Source organism: Rufibacter sp. JT3400010 (assembly GCF_054956755.1).
In genome coordinates, this window is record NZ_JBUDXA010000030.1 from 1 (window position 1) to 15,225 (window position 15,225).

9 protein-coding genes are annotated in these 15,225 nt (G+C 51.5%); all 9 read right to left on the bottom strand.

What is annotated here, in order from left to right:
* Positions 1-106: 106 nt before the first annotated feature.
* Positions 107-1,528: a glycoside hydrolase family 125 protein gene (locus ACY0JR_RS19690; protein ID WP_462635881.1), complete on the bottom strand. Its 1,422-nt coding sequence runs from the start codon at positions 1,526-1,528 to the stop codon at positions 107-109.
* Positions 1,529-1,583: 55 nt separating this feature from the next.
* Entirely contained in the window at positions 1,584-2,618 is a 1,035-nt protein-coding gene (locus tag ACY0JR_RS19695; protein ID WP_462635882.1) for a glycoside hydrolase family 43 protein, read from the bottom strand.
* A gap of 122 nt (positions 2,619-2,740) precedes the next feature.
* On the bottom strand, positions 2,741-5,233 hold the full coding sequence (locus ACY0JR_RS19700; protein ID WP_462635883.1) for a glutaminase family protein: 2,493 nt from the start codon (positions 5,231-5,233) through the stop codon (positions 2,741-2,743).
* Positions 5,234-5,358: 125 nt separating this feature from the next.
* Positions 5,359-7,545: a hypothetical protein gene (locus tag ACY0JR_RS19705; protein ID WP_462635884.1), complete on the bottom strand. Its 2,187-nt coding sequence runs from the start codon at positions 7,543-7,545 to the stop codon at positions 5,359-5,361.
* Between the two features lie 36 nt (positions 7,546-7,581).
* The gene (locus ACY0JR_RS19710) at positions 7,582-8,700 is read right to left on the bottom strand and encodes a glycoside hydrolase family 76 protein (protein WP_462635885.1); all 1,119 of its coding nucleotides are present in this window, start codon (positions 8,698-8,700) and stop codon (positions 7,582-7,584) included.
* 74 nt (positions 8,701-8,774) lie between these two features.
* Positions 8,775-11,084 carry a GH92 family glycosyl hydrolase gene (locus ACY0JR_RS19715; protein WP_462635886.1) on the bottom strand — a complete coding sequence of 770 codons (2,310 nt, stop codon included), beginning with the start codon at positions 11,082-11,084 and terminating at the stop codon, positions 8,775-8,777.
* 172 nt (positions 11,085-11,256) lie between these two features.
* Positions 11,257-13,359, bottom strand: coding sequence for a glycoside hydrolase domain-containing protein (locus ACY0JR_RS19720; protein WP_462635887.1), 2,103 nt, complete (start codon positions 13,357-13,359; stop codon positions 11,257-11,259).
* Between the two features lie 130 nt (positions 13,360-13,489).
* Positions 13,490-14,230 carry a basic secretory protein-like protein gene (locus ACY0JR_RS19725; RefSeq protein ID WP_462635888.1) on the bottom strand — a complete coding sequence of 247 codons (741 nt, stop codon included), beginning with the start codon at positions 14,228-14,230 and terminating at the stop codon, positions 13,490-13,492.
* A gap of 32 nt (positions 14,231-14,262) precedes the next feature.
* Positions 14,263-15,171 (bottom strand): ROK family protein, encoded by a 909-nt coding sequence (locus tag ACY0JR_RS19730; protein WP_462635889.1) that lies wholly within the window; start codon positions 15,169-15,171, stop codon positions 14,263-14,265.
* Positions 15,172-15,225 lie beyond the last annotated feature (54 nt).

Genomic DNA, 15,225 nt, shown 5'->3' on the forward strand with positions numbered 1-15,225 from the left:
CGCCGAAGGCGCACTCGTTGATATTCCTGCCATATTGCGTTTGTTTTGTTTGTGAAAGTGATTTAATTACGTTTTGTTGAGGTCCTATTGTCGGTTACTTTCGGAATCAAGCGAGAGCGAGCAGCTTGGGATTTTCCTGATAGGTCTTCCAGAGAAACTCCCCAAAAAGTGTGTTGGCCCACGCAAACCAGGAACGCGTGAAGTTTTTAGGATCATTTTTGTGGAAAGACTCATGCATGAATCCTGTACCGCCGTGGGTACTTTTCAACGACTCTATACAGGTTTTCACCTCTTGGGCATCTGAACTGGTGAGACCGCGCATGGTAATGGCCATGGGCCATATCATGTCTTGCCCTACGTGCGGGCCGCCTATTCCTTCGGCGGCACTGCCTTTAAAGAAGAAGGGATTGTTTTCAGATAACACGTATTTACGGGTATTTTGATAAATCTGGTCTGAAACAGGAACCGCTCCCAAATACGGCAAGGAAAGCAAACTGGGCACGTTGGCGTCATCCATGAAATAGTGATTCCCAAAGCCGTCTACCTCAAAAGCATAGATTTTGCCGTGCTGCGGATGGTCAACTACTGCATGTGCCTGCAACGCTTTTTCCACTTCTGAGGCCATGCTCAGCAACGCATCTGCCGTACCCTTGTCTTTGGCAATGGCATCCATCATCTCGGCGGCTTGCCTTAGACTCACCACCGCAAAGAAATTGGAGGGAATCAGGAACGAGTAAATAGTGGCGTCATCACTTGGCCTGAAGGAGGAACAGATAAGCCCTACCGGTTTTACGGGAAAACCGTAGCCCTCCATGGGCAGGGTGTCTGTGGCCTTCGCTGTTTCACGCTGAAATCTATAAGGGCCTAAGTTCTCTTTGCGCTGCTGCTCCCTAAACGTCTGGTGAATGGTTTTAATGGCTTGCTGCCACTGATCATCAAAGGGCTTGGTGTCTCCTGTTTCTTTCCAGTAGTGGTAGGCCAACCGAATGGGGTAACACAGAGAATCTATTTCCCATTTGCGCTCGTGCACGCCGGGTTTCATATCGGTCTTATCGGTGCTCCACTCCCCCACTTTGTTGGGGTCTCCGTAGAACGCGTTGGCATATGGGTCTTTCAGGACATAGACAGTTTGCCGGTTAATCACGCCTGCCACCAACTGCCGGAGCGGTTCATCTTTTTTCAGGAACATAAGATACGGCCACACCTGGGCGGAGCTGTCGCGCATCCACATGGCGTCAATATCGCCGGTGATGACGTAGGTATCAGGTTTTCCGTCGGTGATTTTGTGGTTGACCGTGGTGTCAAGGGTGCTGGGGAAGCAATTCTCAAACAACCAAGCCAGTTCTTTGTCTTTTACATTCTTCCTGAATTCCTTGATAGCCGCTTCTACTGATTTGCTCTGGAAATTTCGCCTGGCCGCTGGTACCCGCACTACGGGAAAATCTGCGGCAGAGGCAAATACCTGCGGATAGAAAAGTATTCCCGCGCCTGCCAGGGCCGAGCTCTGTATAAAGGTTCTCCTGTTCATGTAAGTTTATTTTGGATATCGTTGGATAAACTTTCTCCCAGATTTAGGGAAAAGGTTATTTGATTTTCTGCTTCGCTACGCCTTCCTGGGTAATCTTCACCGGCTGGATAAAGCCATTCTCGTCAAAGGTCATGCGGTCAATGCAGGTCACGCGGTGGTCCCTACCTGTATCGCCTAAGGGTCTTCTGTGGTAAACAATGTACCAGTCGTCTGACTTGGGATCATTAATGACGGAGTGGTGCCCGGCCCCGGTGGCCACCTGCGGGTCTTGGGCCAGGATGGTGCTGATGCGCTTGAACGGGCCCATGGGTGAATCAGCGATGGCGTAGGCCACCCGGTAATCGGGGCCTCCCCAGCCGCCTTCTGACCACATGAAGTAATACTTGCCACCTTTCTCAAACATGAACGGGCCTTCCACGTAGCCTTCGGGGGTGATTTCCTTGAAGGTAGTTCCGTCTTCAAAGGGTGTAAAGCCGGTGAAATCGTCCTTTAGTTTGGCAATGTTGCAATGCCGCCAGCCGCCGTAAATCATGTAGTATTGCCCGTCCTTGTCTTTGAACACGAACTGGTCAATGGGCTGCGCGCCGTTGTGGAATTTATCAATCAGTGGCTTACCCAAGTAATCTTTAAAAGGACCTTCTGGTTTATTGGCAATGGCTACCCCAATACCTCCTTTTTCCTGGTCGCTCTGGATGTCATTCGCTCCGAAGAACAGGAAATATTTGCCTTTCTTCTCCACGATAGCCGGAGCCCAGATCGCTTTTTTGGCCCATTTTACCGACGTAGTGTCCAGAATGCGGGAATGCTTGGTCCAGTTCACCAAATCTGGGGAGGAGAAGGCATCAAAGAACACCTGCTTTTCATAGGGTGCCGAAAAGGTGGGATAGATCCAGTACTTCTTCCCGAAAATGGCACCCTCCGGATCGGCGTACCAACCGGGGAAAACCGGATTTCCGGAAGTGGCTTTTGCAACGGTTTTGGTAGCTTTTTTCGGGGTGGTTTTTGGGGCGTCTTGGGAAAAGGCAGGCAAAACCGCACAAGACAGAAAGCTGCCGAGGAGTACCTTTTGAAGGGAGGATTTTAAAGACATAGACGCAAGGATGATTTAGAAAGGCTGCCTTCAGTTTTCCTGATGGCAGCCCGGATGAGGAATCAAAGGATCCACAAAATAAGCATTGTATTCGTCTGTTTTGCAGAACAGCCTGGGAGAATCTATTTAGTGACGGCGCTCTGCAGCGGCTGTTTGTCCAGCTTCTCTTCCAACAGTTTCATGAAATATCCGCCTACCACAGAGCGTGCCTGGAAACCTGTCATGTTGCCGTTGGTAGTCTCGTGCCAGTCACTGATAGGAACCCGGGAAGAGGTTTCGTTCGCGTATTTCCAAACCGGCGTGAGGATGGCTTTAAAGTCTTGGGGGTTGTCAGCGAGGGTGGCGGTCCAGACAATCCAGTCAGATTTGGTATAGGTTTTCCGGCTGTCCAGCGGCAGGCCATAAGGACCTTGTTTTTTCAGGTAATACTTGACCTCCGTTTCACTTACACTTTTAGGAAAGATGTTCAGATCTAAGATATCGTCCCAGGCCAGGTTGTACTTCTGGCTCCAGGTTCCTTTGTTCTCGAAAGCCAGGGTGTAGTGGTCGCCATCCTGGGCCAGTTTCATCCATTTCTGGGCCATCTCTTTGGCATCATCGGTGTATTGTTTGGCCACATCAGCTTTGCCCAGCATGCCAGCCAGCATGCCATAGGCACCAAGGGCTTCAATGGCTTTCACCGACAAGTTCGCGTTGCGGGCCAGGTGCCCGGCGAAGTCATCAGTGGAGAGTTGGTTCTCCGGGTCGAAGCCGCTTTTCTTCAGGAATTCGGCCCAGGTAGTGAGGGTTTCCCAGTGCTTGCGGGCGTACTCGGCGTTGCCTTCCGCTTTGGCAATGGCGGCCGTTAAGATGAGCATGTTGCCGGCTTCCTCCACCGGCATGTCTTCGCCGTAGGTCTGTCCGTTGGCGATGGGGTACGTGCCCAGGTCATGCGCCGGGAAAGGCTTTTTCCACTGGCCGCTTTCGCTGTAGTAGAAGATGCCGTTTAGCATGCCTTTTAACAAATCTGGGTTGTAAACGAGAAACAGCGGCGCGGACGGATAGGTCACATCCACGGTGTTGATGGAACCGTTGCTGAAGTTCTCCTTGGACAGAAACAGGATCTCGCCCTGCGGGCTTTTTACCAAAATATGGGCCGCGATAGCTTGACGATAGGCCAGTTCGCACAGATCCGCATATTCTTTTCCGCCGGCTTTCTGGGCGTCCTGGTACATCTGCTTGTCAAAGGTCTCGCACTGCTTGATGGTCTTGGCGTAATCAGCGGAAGCCTGGGCCAATTCTTTCTCAATGGTGGCTACTTCGCTTTCTTTCCACCAAGGCCGCAGGTTCTGCTTGAAGTACTGGATGGCATAAACTTCATCATACCCCAGCATGAACACCTGTTCTTTGGCTTGGGTACCCACTTGGCCCAAGGGCACAATGGTGCTTAGCATCAGGCTTCGGCCCTGCTCCGTGTTCTGCACCGCCGGAGTTGTGGCGGATAGAAATGGCGCCACTGCTTTCCCCACTGAGGTCAAGTACTGGTTGGCTTTGGCCGTGGCCGGAACCGCGACGTACAGGTATCCCCAGTCAATGCGCACATCATCGCCTTTCTTTTGCAACAGCGGCTGAGCAGTGGTGCCGGCTTTGAGGATAGACAGTTTCTCGGCGGTGTACTCCTGGGCTTTAACTTCCTGATCTTGTGTGTTCACCGCGATGTCTGAGGAAGCACCTAGGTACAGTTGCACGTTGTGGGCCACTTTGTCGTTGGACTTCACTTTCATAGACACGTAAGACACCGGCCGGGCCAGCACGTCTAGGTTGTTCATGAGCAGCGGCGAGGTGAAGGTGGCGGTCACGTCCACTTTGCCGCAGGTGAATTGGTAAATGGTTTGGGTGGCGTTCAGTTGCACGCTTTTCTGCACGGCTGGGATTACCTTGGCGTACTCCTTGGTGGTTTCCTCGCGCACGATGCCCGCATCCAGCCATCTGCCGCCGGCGGTATTGGCGATGTGGATGGCTAACACGTTTCCTTCTTTCTTCAGCTTTTTGGCGACTTCCGGCTTAATGGGAATGTACTCATATTTATGGACCCATCCGGCATGGCGGTAAATTTCCTCGCCGTTCAGGTAGACTTCCACATTGTCGTCGTGGTTTAATTTCAGGAACAGTTTCCCGGCTTCGGCGGCAGAAAAAGAGAAGGTTCTCCGTACCCATAGGTTGCTGCTTTCCCAAGGCGTTTTGGCCTGGGTTTTATCATCCCCGAAAGGCGCCGCCCCGGTTTTCCAGGCAGATGTGTTGAATTGCTGTGATTGCCAGCCAGCGCCGGGTTCATTTTCTGTATAGGTGAAAGAATAAGGTTTCTCGTCTGCCGCCGGAAGCACCGCCTGGTACACTTTGGCTTCCTGGCCCAAGAACCGGTACACGGCACCGTCTACCTTCACCATGCCAATGAGGGGCATCTCCTGACCCGTCCAGTGTTTTGTAGCCGATTTTGACAAATCATCGCCAAAAGACCAAATACTGAAATACGGATTATGTGTGATCAACGGATAGGCGGGGGCCCTTAAGTCCTGTGCCGTGAGCACTAGTTGGGGCAACCATACCAGAAACAAAAACAGACTTATTCTTTTCATACGAGGTTGGAAGTAAGGTTTGTTAGCTTTTAAAAGGTTCTTTTCAGGTAGTAAAGAGGGCATACTAAAGGTAAGATTTTTAACATGTTAACCAAGGAAAGAGCTGGCTTTAAGAGAAGACCTATTTACCAATTCACCTCCACCCTGATGCCCTTGCTGTCGTTCTCAAACTGCACCAGGTAGGTGTTGGTCTCTTTGTGCCAGGCGGTCTGCACGTCGGTGAGTTTCTGACCACCGGCATCGGTCAAGGTAATGGTTTTGGGTTCCGCGGGCAAGACCATGCGCATGGCGTTTCGGGTGTTGGATGGGCTTTTGGTCAGGAAGGAATAAGAAGCTTTGCCCTTCTTCTCCTCGTACACCCGTGAGGCCGCACACAGCACCGATGGTTCTTTTTTGCTTTTCAGGCGAGTCAGGTTATACAGATAGGCTTGCTGGCCGGGCTTCACTATTTTCTCTGGGAGCACCGGCAACTCAGGGTCAAACAAGTCCACCACCGGACCCGGTATTCTCAAAGGAGCATCACCCACGCTTTCGTCTAGTACCGCCGCAATGTCATAAGGTCCGCGTTGCAGGAGGAAGTGATTTTTGGCGATGACCTTTCCGGCCTTGGCATCCGTTTCATAGGCGTTTTTCACCAAAGAGATGAAATCCGCATCCTGCTTTGCTTGCAGTACAAGTTCTTTGGGATCACGCCGCAGGAGGTACACTTTTCCTCTTCCCACCGCATAGCTTTGCTTCTCTGAAACCTCCTTGATGCCCATTTGCTCAAAGAGATGTTCTGAGGGAGCCTTATAGGTTATGCCTCCTGTGTTCCACCATTCCTTTACTGTCTGGAAAGGATCCTGGTCTCGGCCCACGTACACCAATACGCCGCCGTTTTTGACCCATTTTGCCAAAACTTCGTGCGAAACAGGTGACATGGGTTTCATATTGGCGTAGCTCATGATGAGTACTTTGGTATTCTTCAGGGTTTGGTCCAGTCCCAGGTTCTCCATGTGCACCGTTCCTACCGGAATGCCCTGTTTCAGAAGGGGCATCACTATGCCGTAGAAGTTGGAAAGCTGCGGGTCTTCGTAGCCTTTGTGCGTGGGGAACCGCTGGAACATCATGGAATTAGCCAGCAGGATGTCGATGCCTTTGGTACCGTTCACCTGGTTGGAAGACAGAGGCATCTCGTTTAAAGAATTCACCATGACCTGCATCTGGGTCGCGTAGCTTCTGGGGATGGGCTGAGTCTCATTGCTGTTTTCCATCTTGAACTTGCCCAAGTAGATGCGTTTGGGCCACGGCATGACCTCATAAGAAGCCACCATGGGGTACAAGAGCTGCGCGGTGAACGTGGCCTCGTAGTTTCGTTTGTAGTCGTCCCAGGTTTGGCGGCGGTCCTCGATGGGATCGGTGAGGAAGAACATCTTGCGGCCTGTAGGCGCCGTCATCGACACCATGGAGCCGTACTCCAGAAAGGCATTCTCAAATACGCGCTCTTTCAGCACGCCGTTGAAGTGGATGGGTTCCCGGGAGGTGCCCGTCCAGACCTGCGCGATGTAGCCATCCATTCCCTCCAGATTCGCCAGGCTGGCTTCCGGACTCACAATAGCCCAGGAGGAATAGTTGATGAGCGAGTGCGTGGGCACGTAACACTTGACCGTAACACCTTTGCTTTGACTATATGACCGCACATAGGCGAACACCTCTTTCAGGGCGTTGAAGTAGAGCTGGTATTTCAGTTTGGAGGAAAGGTAGGTCGCCTCGGGAGATTCGTCCTGGGCCATCCATGGGAAGCCGTACTGTTTTTCCCATTCTTTTTTAAATGAAGGTCCATAACCGGCCCGGGCCCAGAACTCAGGTTCCTCCAGGTGCACGGCAGTTACGCCGGCATCAATGGCTCTTTTTACTAGGCCTTTCATATAAGTGAGGTAAGTGGCCGACGGAACCACGTAGGGCACGTCTTTGCCGTGCCAGATGGTCTCGCCGTTCTTCATTACCTGGCCGTCTTCCCAATGGGTTTTGCCGTCGTACTTGCCCGTGAAGTAATCCTGGTACTCGCCCCAAGCAATGCCCGTCATGAAGTGCACTTTGTAGCCTTTGTCGCGCCAGCTTTTCACGCGGCCTTCAAAGTCTCCGCCTGCGTCATTGATACCGTAGACAATAGCTACATCGGACCGCACGTCGTAGTCGGCCGCCCAGGCATCGGCAATCTGGAAGGCGGTTTTCTCGCCATCGGGTTTGGGGGCTTTTAACTGGGCATGACTCGTCATTCCCAACAGCAGGGCACTACTCAGAAAGAAAGCAAGTCTAGATTTCAGGACCATGGGGGTTACGGTTGAAGACGTTTAGATAAACTCAAGCTATTCCTTGGGAGGGCACACCTGCATCATGCCCACCACGCTGCTGGCTTCATAAGACTGAATGGTGCCGGTAGGGCACGCCACCCGGTAGTCTCTGAAGGTGAGATCCCGTGCTTTGTCCCGGTTTTTCCAAGCGGTGCTGATGTTGTCCTGAATCCAAGGCAGGTATTGAGGTTGGTTCGCGTCTTTGATGAGCATCATGATGTAGCGCCCGAAGATGGCTTTCAGAACGCCTTGCTCGTTCCAGTCACCTTCTGCGGGCAGAATTCCGTTGGCGTCGCTCATCTTCTGCTTGGTGTAATCGGCGGCTAGTTTTGCATCCGTGAGGTAAGACTGGGTGCCGGTGGCTTTGTACAGCATCACGGCTGCGCCAATGCAGGTTCCCTGGTTATAGGTGTAATCGCTCCAGCCCACATTGCCTTGGGCCACGTGGACGTTATCGGCTACCCGGCCGTTGTTGAACAGGTTGGCTCTGGACCACGCGTAGATGGTCTTGGCTTTGTCCAGGTACTGTGCATCTTTGGTGATGTTGTACAGTTCCATGGCCGCAATTACCGTGGGGTAATTGATGCAGGCGTTCTTGCCATCTTTGGCAAAATTCCAGAACATGCCGCCGTTCACCGGGTCATAGGATCTGCTCCATACGTGCTGAAATCCTTCTTTGGCTTTATCCAGGTAGACCTGATTGCCGGTGATTTGGTGCGCTCTCGCCAACGAGATGATCCACCACATCATGTCATCGTAGATAAACCACTCGTGGGTGTTGTTCCAGTTATAGCCATCGTATCGTTGGAAACCGCCCTGGTAGATGTCATTGACCAACTTCAATTGGTTTGCGTCTTTAGTGCGGTTGTAGGCATCCATGGCAATGTCCCAATAAACGGCCTGCGTCCAGATAGCGCCCAATCCCGTTTTGGCTGAGGTGCTGTAATACAGTTTTGCCTCTGGATTGTAAAAATGGGTGTTAAAAGCAGTATAGGCGGTGGTGACATCGGCGGAGGTGAAAGAAGCCGTTTCCACGGGTTTGGTGGGCGTTACTTCCTCTTCTTCCTTCTCGCTTCCGCAACCAAAGAACAGCAGCACCAAGGCTGATAAAGAGAGACATTTTAGCTTTTTCATCTTCTTAGGTTTAATCGTCTGAAACTCGGTAGCACTGGCTGCCTACACACTTGATTTAGGTCTACAACCCAAGCTTACTTCTTGCCTAATTCTATCTCCTGCCCTCCGCCTGCGGCCGATAAAGAGAAAGGCTTGTTTTCCTCTTTAACACCTCGGTTCAGAGCCGGTTTATCACCCATCACGAAGCTCAAGATTCCACCGGCTGTGATGTCGGCGTGCCGGATATAATTGTGGTCATAGGGTTTTCCGTTGAGCGTAGCCGACTGGATGTACACGTTCTGCTTGCTGTTATTCTTGGCTTCCACGGTAAACTTCTTGCCGTTCTCCAGCGTGACGGTGGCTTTCTGGAACACCGGGCTCCCGATGACATATTGATCGGTGCCGGGGCACACGCTGTAGATGCCTAGGGCGCTCAGCACGTACCACGAAGATGTCTGGCCCTGGTCTTCATCGCCGGGGTAGCCATTCTCGGTGGAGTTGTACAGGCGGTCCATCACCATGCGTACTTTCTCTTGTGATTTCCAAGGCTCTCCGCCATAATTATAAAGGTACGGCATGTGCTGGATGGGCTGGTTTCCGTGGGCGTACTGACCCATGTTGGCCATCACCATCTCGGTCATCTCGTGGATCATACGACCGTAGGAACCCACTTTCACGGTGTTGGGCACACTGAACACCGAGTCCAGTTTAGCCGTGAACCGCTTTTCGCCGCCCATCAGTTTGATTAGCCCTTGGATATCCTGGAACACCGACCACTGCCAGTGCCAGGCGTTACCCTCGGTGAACGGTCCGCCCCACTCCACCGGATCGAAATTGGGAAGCCACTCGCCGTTTTCTTTTCTTCCGCGCATGAACCCAGTGCTGGGGTCATACACGTTTTTGTAGTTGTACATATTCCGGGCGAAAAGCTGCTCATAAAAGGAGTTCCCCGTGAGTTTGGCCAGTTGGTAGCCGCAGAAATCGTCATAGGCATATTCCAGGGTTTTTGCGGTGGCCTCTCCGTGCCGCGGCATAGAAACATAACCTAGCGTGTAGTAGTCTTTCCAACCTTCGCGTCCGTTGGCAGGTCCCCAGGGGCCTTTGTTCGTGGCTTCGTGGTAATAGGCGTCCAAGGCACGTTTGGGGTCAAAGGTGCGGATGTTCTTCACCCAGGCATCGGTGAGCAGCGAAATGGCATGATTACCGATCATGCTGCCCGCCTCGCCAGGAAATGACCAAGACGGCAACCAACCACACTGGTCTTTGGCATCCAGCAGGGCCACCATGTAGCGCCCGTGCATGGTGGGGTGCAGGATAGAATTTAGCGGAAACTGAGCCCGAAAGGTGTCCCAGAAACCGGTATCGGTGTACATGTAACCTTCGTGCACTTTGCCGTCATACGGGCTGAAATAGTAAGGCTTGCCGTCTTTGTCGTATTCGAAAAACTGGCGCGAAAACAAACTGGCCCGGAAGAAGCAGGAATAAAACGTGGCTTTCTCTTCTTCGGTACCGCCCTCTACCATCACGCGGCTCAGGTGCTTGTTCCAAACTGCCTCAGCGGCGGCTTTGGTGTCTTCCAGTTTCTTGTGCTTGCCCAATTCTCGGCTCAAGGTAAGTTCAGCTTGTTCCGGGCTGATGTACGAAGAGGCCACTTTCGCCTGCACTTTTTCCCCGTCCTTGAACTGCACGTAAGCCCCTATTCCCTGCCCTTCGCCGGACAAGTTGCCCGCGGAGATTTTGCCTTCCTTGTTTTCCCAAGTTCCCTGGTTGATGAACGGTTTGTCAAAAACGATCACGAAATAGCTTTTAAAATTGTCCTTCAGGCCCCGGCCGTTGTGTACGTACCCGATGATCTTGCGCTCCTTGGGGATGATCTTCACCATGCTGGCGCCGGTGTACCCATCCAGCACGATGTAAGAACCTTCTGTTTTCGGAAACGAGAAACGAGCGTGTACTCCGCGCTCCGTAGGAGACATTTCAGTAGTGATGTTGTTGTCCAGCTTTACTTTGTAGTAATGCGGTTTCGCAACTTCGTTGGCGTGGCTGAACTGGGTGGCTCGTTTGTCTTCATGTACCTCCAGTTTCCCGATCACCGGCATCAGGGAGAACACCGCGTAGTCATTAGACCAGGAGCTGCACTGGTGCGCCTGCTGAAATCCTCTGATGGTGTTTTTAGAGTATTGATACTTCCACCCATCGCCGTTTTGGCCGGTCTGGGGGGTCCAGGTGTGCATGGCAAACGGCAGCGCAGTGGTGGGATACGTGTTTCCGCGGGTTAAATCAAACGACGAGTTGGTACCCTGCAAGGTGTTCACATACTGTACCAGGCTGGGCGTACCGGCGTAGAGCGGGGCGCTGCAAAGCCAAAGAAAGAGAAAGAAAAAGAAAAAGGATCTTAGTTTCATTGGTGTTTTCAATAAAGAATATAGAAAGCGTAAGCGAAATCAGGATTGAGCCAAACTGTTTTCCAATCAGTTTTCAGAAAACACTCCGAAAACCGTTAAAGAAGCAGCGCTAGGTTATCAAGAACTCAGGTCAGGAGGTGTCAGAAAAGAACTACTCCAGACTATAGCGGTGTTATTCGATTGCCTCCATTGTGGACACCCACTGGTTCTCCACGCCCCAGGTTTTCTCCGGGGTGCTGGAAGCCACAATCGTCAGGTTCCCGCCCCTGGTGATTTCCTCGTGGGTGAGCCAGTTGCGGGTCAGTTTCTCGCCGTTCAGGTACGCTTCTTTCACGTAGCAGGCCTTCGCCGAGAAGTCTTTGACCTGAATGGAAAAGCTCTTGCCACCCGGCCAGTTGAACGCCACCTTTTCAAACAGGGGAACGTGCAGGTAGTACACCGGCCAGCCCACGGCGGCGGGGTACACGCCAGTCGCGGCGAACACAAACCACGAGGACATGGCACCGGCGTCATCATCCATGGTTCTGAGGTAAGCGGCCGGTTGGTTTTTGAAGATGGGTCCCACGTAAGAACCTATGCCCCGGCTGTTGTCATTGAAGTAATGCTGCACCACGGTATCTACCGCTAGTTTGTGCATCAGGGCTTGGGCTTTCCAAGGTTCAGAAGAGGCATTGTACAGTGCGGGCACCTGTAAATCTGGCTCGTTGGCTCGGTTAAACAAATCCCTCCCGAAGAACTCATCCAGTTGCTGCACAAAGGCCGCCTCGCCCCCAGTTAACCCAATCAAGCCTTTCACGTCAAACGGCACCGACCACCGGTACTGCCACACCGTGCCCTGGTACATGCCCCTCACCGACATTCTATCCACATCGGGCCGGGTAAGGTCTTTAAAGTCTTTGTTCCAGTAGGTCTTATATTCCAACGCTTTCTGCCGGTACTTCTCACTCAAGTCTTTTTGGTTCAGCTCTGCCAGAATCTGCGACAAAGCCCAGGCGTCATAAGAGGATTCCAAGGCTTTGTCAGGGTGCCCGTAATCTAGATTTTTTACTTCCTGTACCAGCGAGTCACAGATGGATTGGAAGTTTATTGCATATCCTTTCCGGTAGGCATCTAGGAGCACCACAATGGCGTGTTCGGTTCGCACGGTATTGGAAGGCTCGTGCGCCGTGGCGTAGTCTTTCTTGCCATAGCGGTACAGGTTGGCAATGGACGCAGCAATGTTCCGGAACTGGTCTGGATACACCAATGACAGCAAAGGAAGCTGGGTTTTGTAATTGTCCCAGATAGACCAACCGTTGTACAATTCTGCCTGAAAAGTTTGCCGTGTACCATCCGTGGCCCGGTACGCACCATCGCTCTCAGACACGACATAAGGCGACTGCAACGTACGGTACAGTAAGGAGTAAAAAAGCTTCTCTCTTTCCTTGTCACCTTTCACCTGGATTTGGCCCAGCACCTGATTCCAGTCTTGGGCGCTTTTCTGCTTGATTTCCTCAAAAGAGCCGGTTTCCAGGGAAGCCTTGGCATAGGAAACATCCACCGAGGAAAAGCCAATCTCCACTTCAGCCGTTTTCAGGTCGGCGGGTAAGATGGCAATGAGTTGATGCTTGCCTGCTTGGGACCATTGTACCGGCTGCCGGAATCTGAGGAAGTAATACAGCCGATAAGTGCCCGCGCTACAGGTGGTTTTAGAATCGATCCAGCCGCTCACCGAGGAATCATCCACCGTATGTTCTTCCGCCACGAAACGGTTCACGAAGGCATGGCTCAGATCCAGGTAAACACCCTTCTCCCCGGCCGGAAACTGGTATCGCTGCAGCCCTGACTTTTTGTAAACTGACATCTCGGCTTTGATTTGGTTGGAGAAACCCACTTGGTAAAACCCTGGACCGGCTGCTTCTGATACTTTGGTGAGCGTAGAGGCCTTGGGATCTTTTCCCAGGAAGGGTTTGATAAGGATATTTCCGCCGCTGCCCTCGCACCCAACTCCCTCAAACCGGTTCATGGTAAAGCCTAAAAACGTTTTAGCAAGATATTCATAGCCCAAGTGGGTAGAGGGATACGTCTGCGGTCCTATGCTCATCATACTGAATGGATAAGAGGCTGCCGGAGATAATTGACCATGGTCACCAGAAGAGCCCAGAAAGACATTCACCAGTTCTGTTTTAGAGCCGTTTTGCTTGAAAGGCATAGAAAACGGGAAACCTTTCTCCGTCTTTTGAACAGAGCAGGAACAGAAGAGAAACAGTAAAAAACAAATCGTCAGAAGTTTCATTCTACCTCCTGGGGTTGGTAAAGGGAATGTTTTTCAACCTTCAACTACATCAATGGGAAGTAGCCTTTTCAGCTTACTTTCAAGAAATAGCCTGTTTTTAAAAGCTTTAGTTCACTGGTGATTCTTCTGCTTACAGCATAGGATTCTGAGCGTATTGTTGCCATAACTCATCCACTGTTTTGCCTGTCAGTTTTACCCATAGTTCAGGAGTGTAGGTGTTTCTCCGCAGAGCAGAATCCAAATTGTCTACTATCTTGGGGTTCTTGTTCTTTTCTAACCAAGCCAAAAAACGACCAGTGATGCGGTAACTGTTAGTATAATGGTGTTGGGAATTGAACGGAGTCAAAGACCAGCCTCCGCCGGCATTGTCCACCCCAAATTTATAGCGCACATAATCCGTGATACCTTCGGTAAGCCAACCTGGCCCGGCCCCATGGTTATAAGCCTGCACCAGGTGGAATACTTCATGCGTGACTACATCAATGTCATTAGGGTGTTGCAGCATCCAAAGCGGACTGTACCGGATAATGCCGTCACTGGCTGCCGCTACGCCTTGGTAGGCGGGATCGATGATGAAAGTGACCTTCTTGGTGGTATTTGGGTTGAACCGGGCTGCTTCCTGGGGGTACACTTTGAAGAAGGCATCCATCATCCGGTTTTTGATCTGTTCGCCCTCCTGCGCGAAAGCTAGGTCCCTGTTATAGAAAATAAGCGTGTAAGGGCCTTTAGTGACAGAATCCTTGCTTATGTAGGCACCTATGTACTTCCAATCATCAATGCGGGCAATGTTCTTTCCCGATTGCCCAGCCTGCGCGCAAGCGGTAGTCAGAGCACCAACAAACAGCAAAGAACCAATGAGTAAACGTTTCATATGAATCAGGAGAACTGGAGATTAAACTAGTTTTATTTACTTAAGACCTTTACAGCTTCTTCCTTATCTGGCAGGATGCCCTTCCAGGAACTGGCCGCCCCTATTAGCGCAGACTCCTCCCCCAACTCGGCCACCCGAATAGAGATAGACAAAGCCGTGTCTTGCAAGTGCTTCCCCAGTTCTTCAGAGAACAGATGGTAGGCTTTAGAGATGTTGCCGCCAATCACCACCATAACCGTGTCTAGGGGCTTCACCACCGTTTTAATGAATTCGGCCAGATTTCGCCCAAACTCAACAAAAACGGTTTGCACGGTTTGGTTTTGCGGGGCCAGATCCGCCAGCTCTTTTACACCTTTTACCTCTTGGCCAGTGAGTTCATGGAACCGGTTTACAAACCAGCGCGTAGAGAGGTAATCCTCCGCTATGCCTTCTTTAAAGGGGGAATTCCACAGATCTGCGTCCTCCACTTTCCCGTGGTGGCACCAGGCAGAACCCAAGCCGGTGCCTAAAGTTAGACCCAGTACTTGTTCTACGCCCTGGGCGGCGCCGCAGAAAACCTCGCCCAGTAGAAAACATTCGGCATCGTTCAGAAACCGGATGTCGTTTACCTGCACCAAAAGCTTTTCTGCCAATAATTCCTTTACATTGAGTTTGTAGAGGATGTCATATTTGTTCTGGTCTTTGATGAGCGAAACCCCGTTGGGGTAATCAAATGGACCAGGCATGGCAATTCCTATTTTACGGGAGGAAATACCGTCATATTTCTGGGCTTGCTGAATGACTTCACACCAGTTGTCAATAATCTCAGCCACTGTTCCTTGGGTGTCTATTTCCTTTCGCACGTAGCTCCCAGACACAAGGGAACTCGTTTCCATATCTACCAAGGCCGCGGAGATGTGTGAACCTCCCACGTCAATTCCCACTACTGTTGCATGATTCATAGATGATGATTTTGAATCTGATGAAAGCCATGTTCTGGTCATAAACACCTTTCC

Bases quoted from the DNA above. Each gene is read 5' to 3' on its own strand.
- ACY0JR_RS19705 (WP_462635884.1), bottom strand. From the start codon at position 7,545: ATGGTCCTGAAATCTAGACTTGCTTTCTTTCTGAGTAGTGCCCTGCTG.
- ACY0JR_RS19700 (WP_462635883.1), bottom strand. From the start codon at position 5,233: ATGAAAAGAATAAGTCTGTTTTTGTTTCTGGTATGGTTGCCCCAACTA.
- ACY0JR_RS19690 (WP_462635881.1), bottom strand. From the start codon at position 1,528: ATGAACAGGAGAACCTTTATACAGAGCTCGGCCCTGGCAGGCGCGGGA.
- ACY0JR_RS19725 (WP_462635888.1), bottom strand. From the start codon at position 14,230: ATGAAACGTTTACTCATTGGTTCTTTGCTGTTTGTTGGTGCTCTGACT.
- ACY0JR_RS19695 (WP_462635882.1), bottom strand. From the start codon at position 2,618: ATGTCTTTAAAATCCTCCCTTCAAAAGGTACTCCTCGGCAGCTTTCTG.
- ACY0JR_RS19720 (WP_462635887.1), bottom strand. From the start codon at position 13,359: ATGAAACTTCTGACGATTTGTTTTTTACTGTTTCTCTTCTGTTCCTGC.
- ACY0JR_RS19710 (WP_462635885.1), bottom strand. From the start codon at position 8,700: ATGAAAAAGCTAAAATGTCTCTCTTTATCAGCCTTGGTGCTGCTGTTC.
- ACY0JR_RS19715 (WP_462635886.1), bottom strand. From the start codon at position 11,084: ATGAAACTAAGATCCTTTTTCTTTTTCTTTCTCTTTCTTTGGCTTTGC.
- ACY0JR_RS19730 (WP_462635889.1), bottom strand. From the start codon at position 15,171: ATGAATCATGCAACAGTAGTGGGAATTGACGTGGGAGGTTCACACATC.